At 59.1% G+C, this 14,096-nt stretch carries 14 protein-coding genes and 1 other RNA gene; 3 read left to right on the forward strand and 12 right to left on the reverse strand.

Annotation, left to right across the window (positions count from 1 at the left end):
• Window positions 1-81: 81 nt before the first annotated feature.
• Window positions 82-1,434 (forward strand): septation protein SepH, encoded by a 1,353-nt coding sequence (sepH, locus tag QM007_RS07150; protein ID WP_283489327.1) that lies wholly within the window; start codon window positions 82-84, stop codon window positions 1,432-1,434.
• A 258-nt stretch (window positions 1,435-1,692) separates the two neighbouring features.
• Complete coding sequence (locus tag QM007_RS07155) at window positions 1,693-2,700, forward strand: hypothetical protein (protein WP_283489328.1); 1,008 nt, start codon at window positions 1,693-1,695, stop codon at window positions 2,698-2,700.
• 33 nt (window positions 2,701-2,733) lie between these two features.
• On the opposite strand, the gene QM007_RS07160 is transcribed toward QM007_RS07155, so the two are convergent.
• The 6 genes from QM007_RS07160 to QM007_RS11150 all read right to left on the reverse strand — a co-directional run bounded on the left by QM007_RS07160 (window position 2,734) and on the right by QM007_RS11150 (window position 9,117).
• Entirely contained in the window at window positions 2,734-3,966 is a 1,233-nt protein-coding gene (locus QM007_RS07160; protein ID WP_283489329.1) for an alkaline phosphatase family protein, read from the reverse strand.
• A gap of 1 nt (window position 3,967) precedes the next feature.
• Window positions 3,968-4,591 carry a DUF5998 family protein gene (locus tag QM007_RS07165; RefSeq protein ID WP_283489330.1) on the reverse strand — a complete coding sequence of 208 codons (624 nt, stop codon included), beginning with the start codon at window positions 4,589-4,591 and terminating at the stop codon, window positions 3,968-3,970.
• A 72-nt stretch (window positions 4,592-4,663) separates the two neighbouring features.
• Entirely contained in the window at window positions 4,664-7,492 is a 2,829-nt protein-coding gene (locus tag QM007_RS07170) for a bifunctional acetate--CoA ligase family protein/GNAT family N-acetyltransferase (RefSeq protein WP_283489331.1), read from the reverse strand.
• A gap of 137 nt (window positions 7,493-7,629) precedes the next feature.
• The gene (locus tag QM007_RS07175; RefSeq protein WP_283489332.1) at window positions 7,630-8,151 is read right to left on the reverse strand and encodes a DUF4190 domain-containing protein; all 522 of its coding nucleotides are present in this window, start codon (window positions 8,149-8,151) and stop codon (window positions 7,630-7,632) included.
• Window positions 8,152-8,308: 157 nt separating this feature from the next.
• On the reverse strand, window positions 8,309-8,800 hold the full coding sequence (locus QM007_RS07180; protein ID WP_283489333.1) for an aromatic ring-opening dioxygenase LigA: 492 nt from the start codon (window positions 8,798-8,800) through the stop codon (window positions 8,309-8,311).
• 167 nt (window positions 8,801-8,967) lie between these two features.
• Window positions 8,968-9,117: a helix-turn-helix domain-containing protein gene (locus QM007_RS11150; RefSeq protein WP_502949100.1), complete on the reverse strand. Its 150-nt coding sequence runs from the start codon at window positions 9,115-9,117 to the stop codon at window positions 8,968-8,970.
• Window positions 9,118-9,441: 324 nt separating this feature from the next.
• Between QM007_RS11150 and QM007_RS07185 the strand changes: the two genes are divergently transcribed.
• Entirely contained in the window at window positions 9,442-10,167 is a 726-nt protein-coding gene (locus QM007_RS07185) for a methyltransferase domain-containing protein (RefSeq protein ID WP_283489334.1), read from the forward strand.
• Between the two features lie 187 nt (window positions 10,168-10,354).
• Here QM007_RS07185 and ssrA read toward each other — a convergent pair.
• The 6 genes from ssrA to QM007_RS07215 all read right to left on the reverse strand — a co-directional run bounded on the left by ssrA (window position 10,355) and on the right by QM007_RS07215 (window position 14,085).
• Window positions 10,355-10,730: a transfer-messenger RNA gene (gene ssrA, locus QM007_RS07190) on the reverse strand.
• A 150-nt stretch (window positions 10,731-10,880) separates the two neighbouring features.
• A complete protein-coding gene (locus QM007_RS07195; RefSeq protein WP_283489335.1) occupies window positions 10,881-11,462 on the reverse strand; it encodes a DUF4190 domain-containing protein in 582 nt (193 codons plus the stop codon).
• Between the two features lie 21 nt (window positions 11,463-11,483).
• Complete coding sequence (gene smpB / locus QM007_RS07200; RefSeq protein WP_135012007.1) at window positions 11,484-11,978, reverse strand: SsrA-binding protein SmpB; 495 nt, start codon at window positions 11,976-11,978, stop codon at window positions 11,484-11,486.
• Window positions 11,975-13,099, reverse strand: a complete 1,125-nt coding sequence (gene prfB / locus QM007_RS07205; protein WP_283489336.1) for a peptide chain release factor 2 — start codon at window positions 13,097-13,099, stop codon at window positions 11,975-11,977. The genes smpB and prfB overlap by 4 nt, the downstream gene beginning before the upstream one ends.
• Before the next feature lie 81 nt (window positions 13,100-13,180).
• A complete protein-coding gene (locus QM007_RS07210; RefSeq protein ID WP_283489337.1) occupies window positions 13,181-13,672 on the reverse strand; it encodes a pilus assembly protein TadG-related protein in 492 nt (163 codons plus the stop codon).
• Window positions 13,669-14,085 (reverse strand): pilus assembly protein TadE, encoded by a 417-nt coding sequence (locus QM007_RS07215; RefSeq protein WP_283489338.1) that lies wholly within the window; start codon window positions 14,083-14,085, stop codon window positions 13,669-13,671. Before QM007_RS07215 ends, QM007_RS07210 begins: the two co-directional genes overlap by 4 nt.
• Window positions 14,086-14,096: the final 11 nt, after the last annotated feature.

Here is a 14,096-nt window from a genome sequence, read left to right on the forward strand (position 1 = left end):
TCTTTCAAGTAAGTGTAAAGATTGAAGTGAGCACCCCTCTCTGTTGAGGCGGTGCCCGGCCCCATCTAAGGAGACCGAGCAGTGCGAGAACTGCGACTTGCTAGCATTCACGACGACGGTGAAAACCTTGTCCTCGAATCATCTGACGGCGCAACCTACCTCTTGCCCATCGACCAGAACCTACGGCAGAGCATTGCCCGCGCCCGCCGTATCAGCCCCCTGCGCGGCGGCAGCGCTAGCGGAGCCTTTGGCCCCCGCGACATCCAGACCCGTTTCCGCCAGGGCGCAACGGTTGAAGAGATTGCGGCAGAGTCAGGTTGGGAGCCGGAGCGCGTGCGCCGTTACGAGTGGCCCATCGTCGCTGAACGCGCCAACATCATTCAGACAGCCCGCACCGTGGTCATTTCCCCTGCCCCTGGCCAAGGTGGAGCCGCCCAGAGCCTCAACCAGCACATCGAAGCTGTATCTGAACGCTTCGACTTCGCCCAAGCCCCCATGGAGTGGAGCACCTGGCAGCAGGAATCAGGCCAGTGGACCGTGTCTGTTGATGTAGAGCTGAGTGAGGACGCCCAGGCCAACCTGCCGCGCGGCGTCATGTTCCCCGCCCGGTGGAACTTCAACCCTGCCAATCAGAGCATCTACGCCTCAAATGAAGCCGCCTATTTCCTCATGGGCCGCGACCACTCCCACGATGCCCCCATTCCGGGCCCGGCCAAGCAGGCAGCGGCACCCCAGGATGAGGCTGCAAGCGACGTTCCCGAGCAGGCTGCTCCCGCTACCGTTGGTGTTCAGGTAGCCGAGCCCCGCATCGCCCGCGTGAGCATCCCCGAGCAGAAGGAACAGAACGAGCTGCTCGATGAGCTGACCGCTCGCCGCGGCGTCCGCTCCTTTGATCCTGCCAGTGAGCGCAAGCTAGCTGACCTGCTCGAACGTGCCCGCCGCAGCTCCCGCCCTGCCCCCGCAGCCGAGGTGCATGCCGAACCTGCCCCTGAAACCGAAGAACCTGCTGCAGCGGTAGCCGAAGAAGCAACCCAGCAGCAGACTACCGCTAGCGAAAATACCACTAGTGAAAATACCGCTAGTGAAAATGCCGTAGAGCAGCAGGTGCCTGAGGAGGCTATCGAGATAGGAGTTGAAGCTCCGGTAACTCTTGAGGAGGCTCCCCTGCCCACCGAGACTTCAAGTGCTCAGGGTTCCTTGTCTGATGAGCAGAGCCAGGGTACCGATGGCTCGCACCTTGCTGTGGTGCCCCAGCGCGAAGCTGACGTCCAGGAGTCTGAGGCTCCCCTTACCGAGGCTACAGAAGATGCCCCTGAAGCACAGGCTGAGCAGGTAGGAGAAGAGCCTAAGGCCCAGCAGCCCAAGGCCAGCCGGGCCAAGCGCACCAGCGTACCGAGCTGGGATGACATCATCTTCGGCAACCAGCGCCGCTAAACCTGCCCGCTGGCAGCGCCTGCTCGAGCCCCGTGTCCACCCCTTTTGGGGAAGGACTCGGGGCTTTGCTCTTACTGGGCTGAGGGTCAAGGGAAATCACCGATTTTACGGGTGTTTTTCGTTAGAGGAACCACAGCACCAGCAAGCTTTCAGCGCGTACACTAGATATAGTAATCTCTCTTATTTTCACCGCACCAGCCCACGTCGCAACCGTTTCGCACACGGGTAAAGGGCTTAGAAACACTTAATAAGGAAAACGTGACCACGCCCCGTTCCCACCAGTCACCAGATTCTGACGACCAGAAGCCCACCACCGCCGACGACGCCACAGAAGCTTTCCCTTCCCCCGCTGCCGAGGGCGCTACCAATGATGCAACCGAAGCTATGCCGCTAGCTAACGGTTACGAGTACGTGACTGAAGATAGCGGGAGCACCCGTACTGTTGTAGATACGGACGACGACTCTCTGGCCTTTGGTCTCATGCGCAACGGCGACGTCGTTGAGAAACTCACCCGGGAAGAGCGACGGGCAGACAGGGCTGCCGAAAAGGCCGCAGCTAAAGAAGCTGAACGGGCAGAAGAGGCCCGCAGGCAGGCGACTCTTGCCGCAGCGGCGGCCGCAGCGGCTGAACGTGATCAGCTGAACCCCCGCCATGCGGAAGAGGAGCAGGAAGAACGCAAGACCGGGTCAAAGGTCTTTTTTGTCGGTTCCGCGGTGCTCACGGCAGCCGCTATCGCCCTAGTCGCCGCTTTCTTACTACCCCTCAACGACGAAAGCTCTCAACAAACCATGGTAGAGGCGACCCCGACACCCACGGTAGCAGAGACCAGCTCCGCGGCTGCAGAAAGTTCAACGGCGGCACCCGTTCCTAGTTTTAACACCAAGGCACCGACTGTCACGGAACAAGACGGCGGTACCGAAGAGCCGGTCGCCCCCGGCAGTGTTCTTTACGCACCGACCGAAGAAGCTCCTGTGGTTGAGCAGGCTGCTGAGCCTACAGCAGCTGAGACAGTCATCGAAGCTACCGAACCGGCTCCCGTAGAAGAGACGCCGGTAGCAGAAGAAACCCTGGTTTTTGAGCCGACCGAGGTGGCTACTGATCCGGGCGAAGTTGTAGCTCCTGATGACGCTGCACCTGCCGAAGAACCGGACCGTTCCGTTGAAACTGCCGCTACCGATACTGCTAGCGCAGCGAGCCTATCTACCGCTTGGGCCGCGGACGGCAGTAGCGTAGACCCCACCCTAGCGGCAACTACCAGCCCCTAGCCGCGCGCGGCGGGGCGGGCGTCCGCACCGGTCTTAACCGGTAGGTAGCATTAGCAGGGGCACCTGCGTTTCCTCAAGTGTGAGAGACCCATGCTGACCCACCATCTGCAGGGCATGGGGCTTGTAATGCCGCATGTCGTAGAGGGCGATTGGTTGGCGGGCAGCCACGATAATATCGCCGATACGGCGACGGGCCTCGTCGGTTACCGGCTGACCAAAATAACCGGCATCGAACAGGTCTTCTGAGTCAAAGACCCAGGCCTGGTCGCCCCAGGTCTCTGCCCACCGGCCCAGGGCGTCCTGGCGGGCAGAAGCACAGGCGTCCTTTAGGTAGAGCTGCACCATGCGGGGTTCGCCCGCCGTCAGCTCAATATTATCCAGCAGAGCCGTATCGCCCGAGTAATCAATGCGGTTCTCAGGGGCGATATCGACCATGCCGTGATCTGCCGTCACCAGCAGTAGTACATGCGGGGGCAGCCTGCGAGCCAGCGACTTCAGCGCGAGGTTCAGCTCTTCAAGCTGCTCTAGCCACTGGTCAGACCGGGTACCAAACTTATGCCCGGCCTGGTCAATTTCTCCCCAGTAGAGGTAGACCAGGGAGGGCTTACGGGAGTTCAACAGGCTAGCGGCCAGGGTGGTACGGGCAGCATACCCGGCTGCGTGTACGAAGCGTCCGCCCCGCAGACCCGCTTCGCTCAAACCGGTGCCCGCATACTTGCTCAGCGATACTGTCGCTACATCCAGGTGGTTTTGGTAGCGCTCAAAGACCGTGGGATGGGGCTGCCACTGGTGGGGGTCAACGGCTTTATCCCAACCCGACAGCTGGTTCATCACGGCCCCGGTGGCCGGGTTTTTCACCTCGTACCCGGCCATGCCGTGGTAGCCCGGCGGGGTGGCTGTTCCCAGGCTGCTGAGTGAAGCCACCGTGGTTGAGGGGAGGGCCGAGTGAATCGGGCCGAGCTGGGTGGCCTTTTTCAAGAAGGGGGCGTAGGAGCTGTAGGCATTCAGCAGGCTCTGCCCCAGCCCATCGACCATGACCAGGCAAACGCTGCGGTAGCGGGTAGGGTCAACCCCGGCGGCGCGCAGGCGGTCTGCCAGGCCGAGCAGGTCATGACGTCCTGCCCCGTGTAGGGGGTGCGGGTCGGGGATGATAGACCCCTGGGCTACCAGGGTGCCGCAGGATTCGAAGAGGTCAGCTAGGTTGTTGCCGCCGTAGCCGGGTTCGGTGGGTAGGGCGTTACCGCAGTAATCGGTCAGGACGCTCATCTTAGGCCCCTGTCTGCGCGGAGCCGCCTGCCGGGGCGGCTACCTGGTTCATAGCTGCCATGTGGGCAGAGCGCAGTGCGCGGGCGAAGCTCCTAGCCTGGACGGTCGTGTATTCCCCATCGGCCGGGGTACTCACGCGCAGGAATATGTCTTCCCGCGGGCCCATGCCGGTATAGCCGTGGTCGGCATCGCAGGCGGGGTCGGGGCAGTCTGCCGGTTGTACGTCAAGGCGCTGGGAACCTGTCCAGGCGATCAGCATCGAGACTTCTGAAACAGGACTACCGGCTCGGTAGTGCTGGGGCTGCGGGTAGGTATAACTGATGGTCAGGGTTCGAATTCGGCTCACATGCAGGGTCTCAACCGATACGTGGGCAAGAACCTGCTGACCGCTTTCGTCGAGGTTCTGGTCATCCAGGTGGGCAACCAGGAGCATCTGACCGGCCAGCACCAGCACCGTAATGTGGCGGTGTACCTCGTTCTGGTCAAAGTGGGTCTCTACCTGAACCAGGTGCGAGGTAGGTAGCAGCCCCGCCAGGGCTTCATCGACCGTATCGAGGACGAGCTCGGGGTAAAAGCCTGCCTGCTGAATATCCCTGGTGAGGCCTTCGGCTGCGCTGAGTTTCATCGTCTCGTCTCTTTCTAGGGTGAATCTGGCCAGTAGATCTACCCTCCATCTTAGGTCATGGCTAGGTCACACTTAGCTACTCATGGTTCGGCGGGCAGAATCGGTGCGCTGTCGGGGGTTGCCCAGGCGTATCTTGGCGCCCACCACCGTGAGAGTCTCCTGTGAGAGCAGGACGGGGTTGAGCTCAAGGTAGGCAATCTCGGGGTGGTTGTCTTTCATCAGGGCTACCCGGGCGCAGAGGTCTTCGAGCAAATCAACCCGCACCTGGGGCAGGTCGCCGTCGGCAAAGAGCTTAGCTGCTGCCTTGGGCGAGCGCACCATCTTATAGACATCTCGTTCGGTCAGCGGTGGGATGCGGTGGGCCCAGTCTTCCAGCAGGCTGGTGGCATCCCCGGCCATACCGAAAGAGACCACGGGGCCAATCAGGGGGTCTTCGATGCCGGTGAGTACCGCTGTTTGGCCGGCCGGGGCCTGTTTCTGCACGGTGAGGTCGAACCTACCGTAGGGTTCGAGCACGCGGTGCATTTGGGCTATTTCGCTGATGAGTTCGGCGTCGCTTTCGATGCCCAGGCGCACACCGCCCAGGTCTATGCGGTGGCGCAGGAAGTCGTCTGTGGTTTTCAAAACGACCGGGTAGCCGCCTGCCCGGGCAGCGGCCTCAACGGCTTCTTCTGCGGTGTCAAAGCCATATTCGGGTAGCAGGCTAATGCCGTAGTGGGCAAGGAGTTCTTCGGTGGCAGCGGCCGGTACATCGAGCAGGTTCTCACCGCTCACCTGGGTCAAGTGCTGGGCGATGTCAGCGGCCGCAGCCTTGGGGCTAACGTTCTCGGGAGTAGCCAGAACCCCGGTTTCTTTCTCCCGCCACTCCACATAGTCCATGACGCTTGCCAAGGCCAGTATAGAAGCCCCCGGGGACTCAAAGCAGGGTAACCCTTCTTGCAGGACGGGGGTGCTCTCCCCCGCTGTGCCGCGCTCTGCCGGGGCTGGCGTCCGCCCATCCGGGTCTTCCCAGATTCCGCGAAGGGCTGCGTCAAAGCTGAGCGTGCCGGGGAAGGCAGCAACCACGGGTTTTCCGGTGCGCTTGCCTGCGCGGTAAAGGACGCGGGCAACGTCCTTGGGGTCGATAGAGTCGCCGGTGAGGAAGACTCCGATAGCCGCATCAATATCTGATGCTTCGAGGGCGCTGGTTGCCACGTCTTCAAGTACCTCTAGCCCGTCGATACCGTCATCGGTAAGCCTCAGCATGGACTCGGTCACCCGCACATCGATGTTCAGGGCCTCGGATTTGTCGGCGATAATCTGCCCCAGGGCTGAGGCGTTGGAGAGGATAGCCACACGCCGCCCAGCAGGAAGGGGCTGGGAGACCAGCACCTGGGCCACATCGAGCAACTGGTCAAAGGTTTCGGCACTGATAACTCCGGCTTGCTTAAACATGGCGTCCAGCGCTTCAGTAGGGGCGATGGAGGTTCGCCCCGAATGACCGGGAGGGAGCTGCTGGCCGGTCACAGCGTTCTTGGCCACGAGTACGGGCTTAACGCGGGAGAGCCTGCGGGCGATACGGGAGAACTTTCGGGGGTTGCCGATAGATTCAAGGTAGAGGGCGCAGACGCGGGTTGCTTCGTCGTCTTCCCAGTACTGCATGATATCGTTACCCGACACGTCGGCGCGGTTGCCCACTGAGACCAGGGACGATACACCGATATTGCGTTTGACGGCGGTGTTAGAAAACATGGCGCCGATAGCTGAGGACTGGCTAAAGAGGCCAAGGGCGCCGGGTTTGGGGTCCTGGGCGCTGATGGTGGCGTCAAGGCGGACGCCAGGGTCGTTGTTCAGCAGGCCGAAGGAGGCAGGGCCGATGACGCGCATACCGTGGCTACGTGCCGATTTCACCAGAGCTTTTTGACGGGCGCGGCCGCGGGCCCCGTCGTCCGCGTAGCCAGAGGTGTAGATGAGGACACCGCGGACGCCCGCCCCGCCGCAAGCTTCTACGGCTGCGGCTACCTCGGCGATGGGGACGGCGATAATAGCTAAATCTACACGAGCCGGCACTTCACCGATGCAGGGGTAAATAGGTACCTCACCGGCAGGTAGCCGGTCTTCGTTGACGCCGTAGAGGGTGCCGGTGAATCCGCCTGCCACCAGGGTTTTAATCACCTTGTGGCCGTTGGCTTCCCAACGGGGCGCTGTACCGATCACGGCAACGGTGTCTGGGGCAAGGAGCTCGGCAATAGATTTAGCTTCAGCGCGGTGCTCGCGGGCTTCCATCACGCCGCGGGAGCGGTCGGTGGGGTCGATGTTGAAGTAGACCATGACCAGGCCGTCTTCAAATTCGCGGGAAATCTCGTAGCCCGCATCGGTGAAGACATTAAGCATTTTGCGGTTCTGAGGCAGGACTTCGGCGCTGAACCTGTCGATACCGCGCTCGTTAGCAGCTGCTGCGAGGTGTTCTAGCAGGATTGACCCGATACCGCGCCCCTGGTGGGCATCGGAAATCATGAAAGCCACTTCGGCCTCGGTGGGGTTGTGGGTGCGGTCGTAGCGGCCGATACCGATCATTTCATCGCCCAGCATGATGACGAAGGCGACCCTGTTATTGTGATCCACCGTGGTGAACCGGGTCAGTTCTTTGTCGCTCAGGGTGGGCTTGTGAGTGAAGAAGCGTAGGTAGATGGTGCGCTCTGACTGGCCCGCGTACATTTTTTCGAGTGCTGCCCGGTCGGTGGGGACAACGGGGCGCAGGTTGGCGGTAGCTCCGTCGCGCAGGACGACGTCCGCCTCCCAGTGGGCCGGGTAGATGAAGGGGATTTCGTCGGTTGTGGGGTGGGCCGGGTCAGCCGGCGTGAAACGTGGGGCCTGGCCGTCCTGCTCGTAGCGGCCTGCGGGTGCTTCTGATTCAGTCAAGGGGTGCTCCTGGGCGTGCTGGGGGCGCTTTCCCCCCATCATAACGCGATTGAGGCGGAGCTCACAGCCCTATGGTCGCGATCGGCCCTCTCAATGATTAGGGGAAGAATAAGAGCTACTACAGACCCCACTCATTTTTAGTAGCTAGTGTTACTCTCGATGCAGCGGGTAATGGCTTCCTCGTCCCCGGCGTGGGTGATTTCGCAGTTTGCGGTTTCGGCCCCGTTCAGGAACCAGCTCGCTATGAAGTAAAAAAAGACCGCCACCGGAATGCAGAGAATACCCAGGGCAATGCCACCCCAGGCCATACCGGCTGTCTGCCCATAAAAACGGGTGTGCGGGTTACGCTTGCGAGTGCGCAAAGCTTTGATACCCAACACGATAGCAACCACCGCAGGAATGAGAGCCAGCAGGGCAAAAACGCCCGCCATGAGCACTACAAGCCAGCTCACCACGCCCACAGATAGAGCCATGACCGCCTGGTAGTAGCCCCGCCCGCGCTTATCACGCACCATTTCTCCATAGGGGCGGCGGTGGGCGTCTGGCACCCGGTACTGGGCAGGCTCCCCCGGGGTTTCGTGGTCCAGAACAGGAGGCAGAAGGACGCCCGTGCCCGCGGGTGCATGCGGCTGGGGGTAAGCGGGGGGCTGGCTACTCACGGCGTCCTCTTTCTTCCTAAAACCGTTGGCCCACTACTGAGCCTTATCTTATGCTCAGCTTACCAGCACCATCACCCCATATCTAGGCAATAGCCCCGCTTCTACTCACCGTACAGAGGGGAAGAAACGGGGCTAGGGCTTGCTGCTGTTCAGAGGCCTAGGCGGTAACAGCTACCTTTTTCGGAGCAATTTTGAGCAGGGCGGCGCCAATAAAACCAAGCACAACTCCCAGGCCCATGACCAGGGCTGATACGCCAAAGGAAACAACCGAGGTAAAGAGAGAAGCGCGCAAGAAAGAAGCGTCCATCACCAGGTTGCGGCGGGTCTGGAACTCTTCGGCTAGGGCCTCATCGCCGGCCTCTTGAGCTTCGCGCACCATGGCACCCAGCTCGGCATAAGTTTTTCCTTCATAAACGGTACCTTCAGCAGCTGCGGTAACGTGCTGACGAATGGTTTCTGCCTGAGCGTAAGCAGTCAGGGGGCCTTTAACATCCTTACCAGCCAATGCGCCGCCCATAAATTCAGAATCGGCAGGTACGCTAATGCGCTCTTCTGCGAGCTGGTTACTAACTGTAACCCAGACGGTCGCACCTCCAATCAGCATGACGACGGCGGCAAGAATCGATACAAGCCCGGCAAGACGTGACATGGTAGCCCTTTCAAGAAGTGGTGGGTGAGTAATGTCTATTGCTGAACCACCAGCAATATTTTATAACCATGTATTATTTTATCGCCCAACACCCTTTTGTTCCACTTCACATAAAACTTCTTAATCTTCACTTAAAATATTCTATATAACCTTATTGATAAGGTGTTTTAGACTGAATCACCTACACTAAGAGCCCCCTTTAGGGCCATATCGTGCCGCAGCCATATTAGTTCGATACAGGCATCAATATCATTCAGCCTACGGCCAGTAATCTGCTCAAATTTTGCAACCTTATTACGCAAAGTATTCTCGTGGATATAAAGAGCCTAAGCTACGTCTCGGTAGCTACGGCCATGCTCCAAAAACGCCCACACATACATCAGTAGGACTTCACCACCGCCACGACTCTCCCGCACAGAGGCACCAACAACCCCTGTTCTACAACACCCCCGCCAGGGAGTGCACGCAACTGCTAGGCGCCAGCCCCGACTACGCGCATCAAAGTACCCTACACTACCCGACTCCAACAAAGCCAAGACGTGTTCAGCGATTCGGCCTAGCACACCGATTCGATTCTATCCTTACAAACCGTCCTCGAACACTCTTCATAAGATTAGATTCATGTCCACTAGAATGACATCATGCCCTATAGTAATCCTCGCTTAGTCCGTTTATACGACGTGGATAACCCGGACGGAGCAGATCACGACTTTTTCCGTGAACTCGTAAACGAAGTCGAAGCCCCACGAGTGGTGGATCTTGGGTGCGGCACCGGTACCCTCACCGTTACACTTGCTCAGCCAGGACGCGAAGTGCTAGGAATCGACCCTTCGGAAGATATGCTCGACTTCGCGCGGTCCCGTCCCGGCGGGGACACAGTCACTTGGCTTGAAGGGACAGCTGCCGCCATCGAACCTCGAAGTTCTGACGTGGTCATCATGAGCGGAAATGTCGCCATGCACATCCTTGAAGACTGGCCCGAAACCCTGGCCAGCATCGCCGCAGGACTAACCGAGCGCGGAGTAGTCGCCTTCGAGGCACGCAATCCCGAGGCAGCTGCATGGCGCAACTGGAGCGATACCGGTTCAGTACGGGACACGGCGGACGGCAGGCTAATCGAGTCGTGCTCAATTGAAGGGCCCGGTATCACAGGTCGCGTCGTCATGCACATCAGAAACGAGTGGCCTGACGACGGAGATATCGTTGAGGTCAAGCAGGAACCGCAGTTCCGAAGCCACCAGCAGATCCTTGCAGATCTAAAACGTGCTGGACTCACTAACGTTAGCACCTACCGGAACTGGTTGAGGGAACCCTTTACTGGCGGCCCAGGTCAACCACTCATGGTGTTTGTTGCTCGAAAGGATTGAGCGTCCCGCCCCAATGCTACACGTGATGCGCTCCAAGCCGCGGCCACAGAATATCCCATGGGCAGCGACCGCAATGCGACTACCGAGAAACACTGAACCCCTCGAATCCCGCGAAATACCAGGTAAAACACGGAACCCAAGGGGTTCAAATCGCACTCAAATCTTTGCATAAAAGCCCAAGTACGAATGGTGGAGATGCGGGGAATCGAACCCCGGTCCGATGTGGCGTCAACGGGTCTTCTCCGTGCGCAGTTTGTGAAAGCGGTATTTTCGGCTACCTTGCTTGCGCAAACACTTACAAGGCCTAACCTAGCCGTATAAAAGTCCCACCCGGCCCTACGACAAGGACGGGCAGCAGTGGCCTTTTAAACTGATGGTAGGGGCTGAGCCAAAGGCAAGCTCAGGCTACCAGACTGCATCGCTGGGATTATTAGGCAGCGAGTGCGAAGTCAGTGCGCTTAGATTCTGCACTTATTTTTTTGCAGAGGGCGTTAACGAGATAACCCTGCGTCCTCGGCACGCTTCATCCATCTCAACTCACATCGTCGAAACCGATCATCCCCATATTCTTTTATCAAAGAACGCCAAGCTAAGCGTTTTCCAGTGCTCTTTCGAGTCGCAACTCATCAGTGAAAGATACCGGCCCAATTAGCTCGGATGTACCAGTCTACCAGCTGGCTCTCCATGCTGTAAAGAGCCAGCTGGCAGGTTGATTAGACGTTACTGCTTGAATCTGTAACGTCAAGGCCCAGCTGCTGGTTGATGCACTGTTCCATGAGAACCTCGTTCTCAGCGTAGGCCATGCACTCACCGAAGGCTGAGAAAATCCAGCCGAAGAACACCAGCATTGCCAGGGAAATAAGAATGCCCAGGGAGCTAAATACGATGCCGGTGATAGCCAGGCCCTTGCCGCCGCCACCGGTCTTGGTCTTACGTAGAGCAACGATGCCCAGCACCAGGCCAACGATACCCAAAATACCGCCCAGGATGACCCAGCCGCTCAGGAAAGATAGGATACCTAGAATCAGCGACGTAATGGCAAGTCCCTTGGGTGCTGAGGCTGCCTGCTGGCCGTAAGCGTCATACCCGTAGGAGGAGTAGCTGGCAGGCTGCTGACTGTAATCCGCCTGGCCGTAGTTAGGCTGAGCATAGGTAGGCTGTGAGTAGCTGGGCTGTGAGGAAGCACTGTTAGCCTGCTGGCTATAGTCCCCGTTTCCCTGCTCTGTAGCACCTGAGCTGTACTGCCCGGGCACGTAGTCGCCGTAGGGGTTTTCCTTGTTGTTTCCGGTGGTCATTTCTCTCCTTCGAGTAGGTTCTTATCCCAGGTTCTTATAGCGCATAGCGCGCTGGGCTTCGAGGTTGTCCTGACGCTCACGCAGGGCCTGGCGCTTGTCGTAGTCACGCTTACCGGTAGCCAGGGCAATTTCTACCTTGGCGCGCCCCTTGCTGAAATAAAGCTTGAGGGGCACGACGGTGTAGCCGCTTTCCTTGAGCTTCTGAGCGATTTTGTTGATTTCGCTGCGGTGCATGAGCAGTTTACGGCGGCGACGGGCTGCGTGGTTGGTCCAGGAGCCGCGCCCATATTCGGCGATATGGATGCCCTCGAGCCACAGCTCGTTGCCGTACATCTGGCAGAAGCCATCGGTGATTGAGGCTCCCCCATCGCGTAGGGATTTAACCTCGGTGCCCATGAGCACCAGCCCGGCCTCCCAGGTCTCTACGATATTGTAGTTATGGCGGGCGCGGCGGTTGGACGCTATGGTGTGGTTATTCGGGTCTTCTTTCGTTACTTTTTTCTTAGCCACGATTATTCTTCGTTCTTTCTTTTCTGTCGTTCTGCCGCGCGCCACCGCACGCCGGCGTCGATGAAACCGTCGAGCGCACCGTCGAATACGGCGCTGGGGTTTCCCTCTTCATAGTTGGTTCGTAGGTCTTTGACCATCTGGTAGGGGTTGAGCACATAAGAACGCATTTGGTCCCCCCAGGAGGCTTTGACGTCACCGGCAAGTTCCTTCTTTTTGGCGTCCTCTTGCTCTTTGCGGAGCAGGAGGAGGCGGGATTGCAGGACGCGCAGTGCTGCGGCTCGGTTTTGTAGCTGGGACTTTTCGTTCTGCATGGAGACCACGATGCCGGTGGGGATGTGGGTCATACGGACGGCGGAGTCTGTGGTGTTCACCGACTGGCCACCGGGCCCCGAAGAGCGGAAAACATCGATCTTGAGTTCGGACTCGGGGATTTCGATGTGATCGGTCTGCTCGATGAGGGGGATAACTTCCACCGCAGCGAAGGACGTCATACGTTTGCCCTGGCTATTGAAGGGAGAGATGCGCACCAGGCGGTGGGTTCCCGCTTCGATCGACAGGCGCCCGAAGGCGTAGGGGGCTTTGACCTCAAAGGTTGCTGATTTGAGGCCGGCTTCTTCGGCGTAGGAGGTATCCATCACCGTGGTATCGAAGCCGTTTTTCTCGGCCCAGCGCAAGTACATGCGCAGAAGCATCTCGGCGAAATCGGCGGCGTCCACGCCACCGGCTCCCGCCCGGATGGTCACGACGGCATCGCGCTGATCGTACTCCCCCGAGAGCAGGGTGATGACTTCAAGCTCTACTAGGCGCTTTTCGATAGCATGCAGTTCGGTTTCTGCTTCGGCAAGGGTGTCAGCATCGCCCTCTTCGTCGGCAAGTTCTACCATGACCTCAAGGTCATCAATGGCCTGGCTTAGTTTGACGAGCTTATCGAGTTCGGCCTGTTTGTGGGAGAGCTGGGAGGTGACCTTTTGGGCGGCGACGGGGTCGTCCCAGAGGTCGGGGGCACCGGCTGCTTCAGAGAGTTCTGCGATGGTAGCACGCAGCTGCTCAACGTCGCTGACCTCTTCGATGGAGGCGTAGGTTGAGCGCAGGGTTTTGATCTGGGCAGAAAAATCTAAAGTAGCCATGACTATTAACCCTAGCTGAAAACGATGGTAAGCGCCCGGTTTTTCCCCTGTTTTGCGCTGACGGGGCAGAGCGCTTCTGTTCTAATCTTGGGTGGTGATGACGCGCGCCCTGCCGGTAACGGTGATATCGATACCGTCAGGTAGCACAACGGAGAGTAAGGGCGGGTGGGCCCTGGCAGAAAGGACGATAACCGCAGTGTTGTTTCCCGACGCCCCGGTTGCGGGGTTTAAGGTCAGGTGGGAGAAGTCGGTGCCGGCGCCGCTTTCTTGCAGAAAGGTATGAGCGGACGCCTGCACCCCGGCACTGGTGAGAGTTACCTGGGCCTGGGCCTCCCCTACCGCGGTGATGCCCTCAATGCGCTGAGCGGCAGACGTCGCTGCTTGGTCGGCTAGAGCCTGGAGGCGCTGTCTTTCAAGATAGACGGAACTGACTCCAACGACGGTGGAAGCAACCAGCAGAAGCACCAGGCACAGCCCCACGATGAGTGGAAGGACGCTGCCCCGCTCAGCGTCGTGCTCGGCGACCTCATGGCAGGGCACCCGCTGAAGCTGGGTCGGTCTAATCTGTGTCATGAGTAGTTCCCTCCCCAGCTCACAGCCTGAGAGGTCATAGTGGCAAGAGCTGGTGCCCCTGGCCAGGGCACCAGAGGCAGCCCGACCTCGACAGTGACATCCACCGTCATTCGCTCCCCCTGGGCGCAGACGTCCTCGCAGCTCAGCGTGGCAGTAATGGTTTCAGGCCCTAGACCAAAGTCGCTAGCTGTCAAAGCGGCAACCGCTTGCACAGCAGATTGGGTGCGCTGCTCCGGTGGCAAAAACTGAATCACCTGTAACGCATGGGCACTAGCGTTAGAAGCTGCAAAAGCAGCCGACTGCATCGAAAAGACTGATAACAGAAAATAGACCGTGGGCACCATCAACAGGGCACCCAGTCCAATAAACTCAACAAGAGCGCTGCCCTGCTCAGGGTCGTCTGCCTCTCGCATATCTACAGCTT

This window comes from Rothia sp. SD9660Na (assembly GCF_030064065.1).
Taxonomy (GTDB): Bacteria; Actinomycetota; Actinomycetes; order Actinomycetales; family Micrococcaceae; genus Rothia.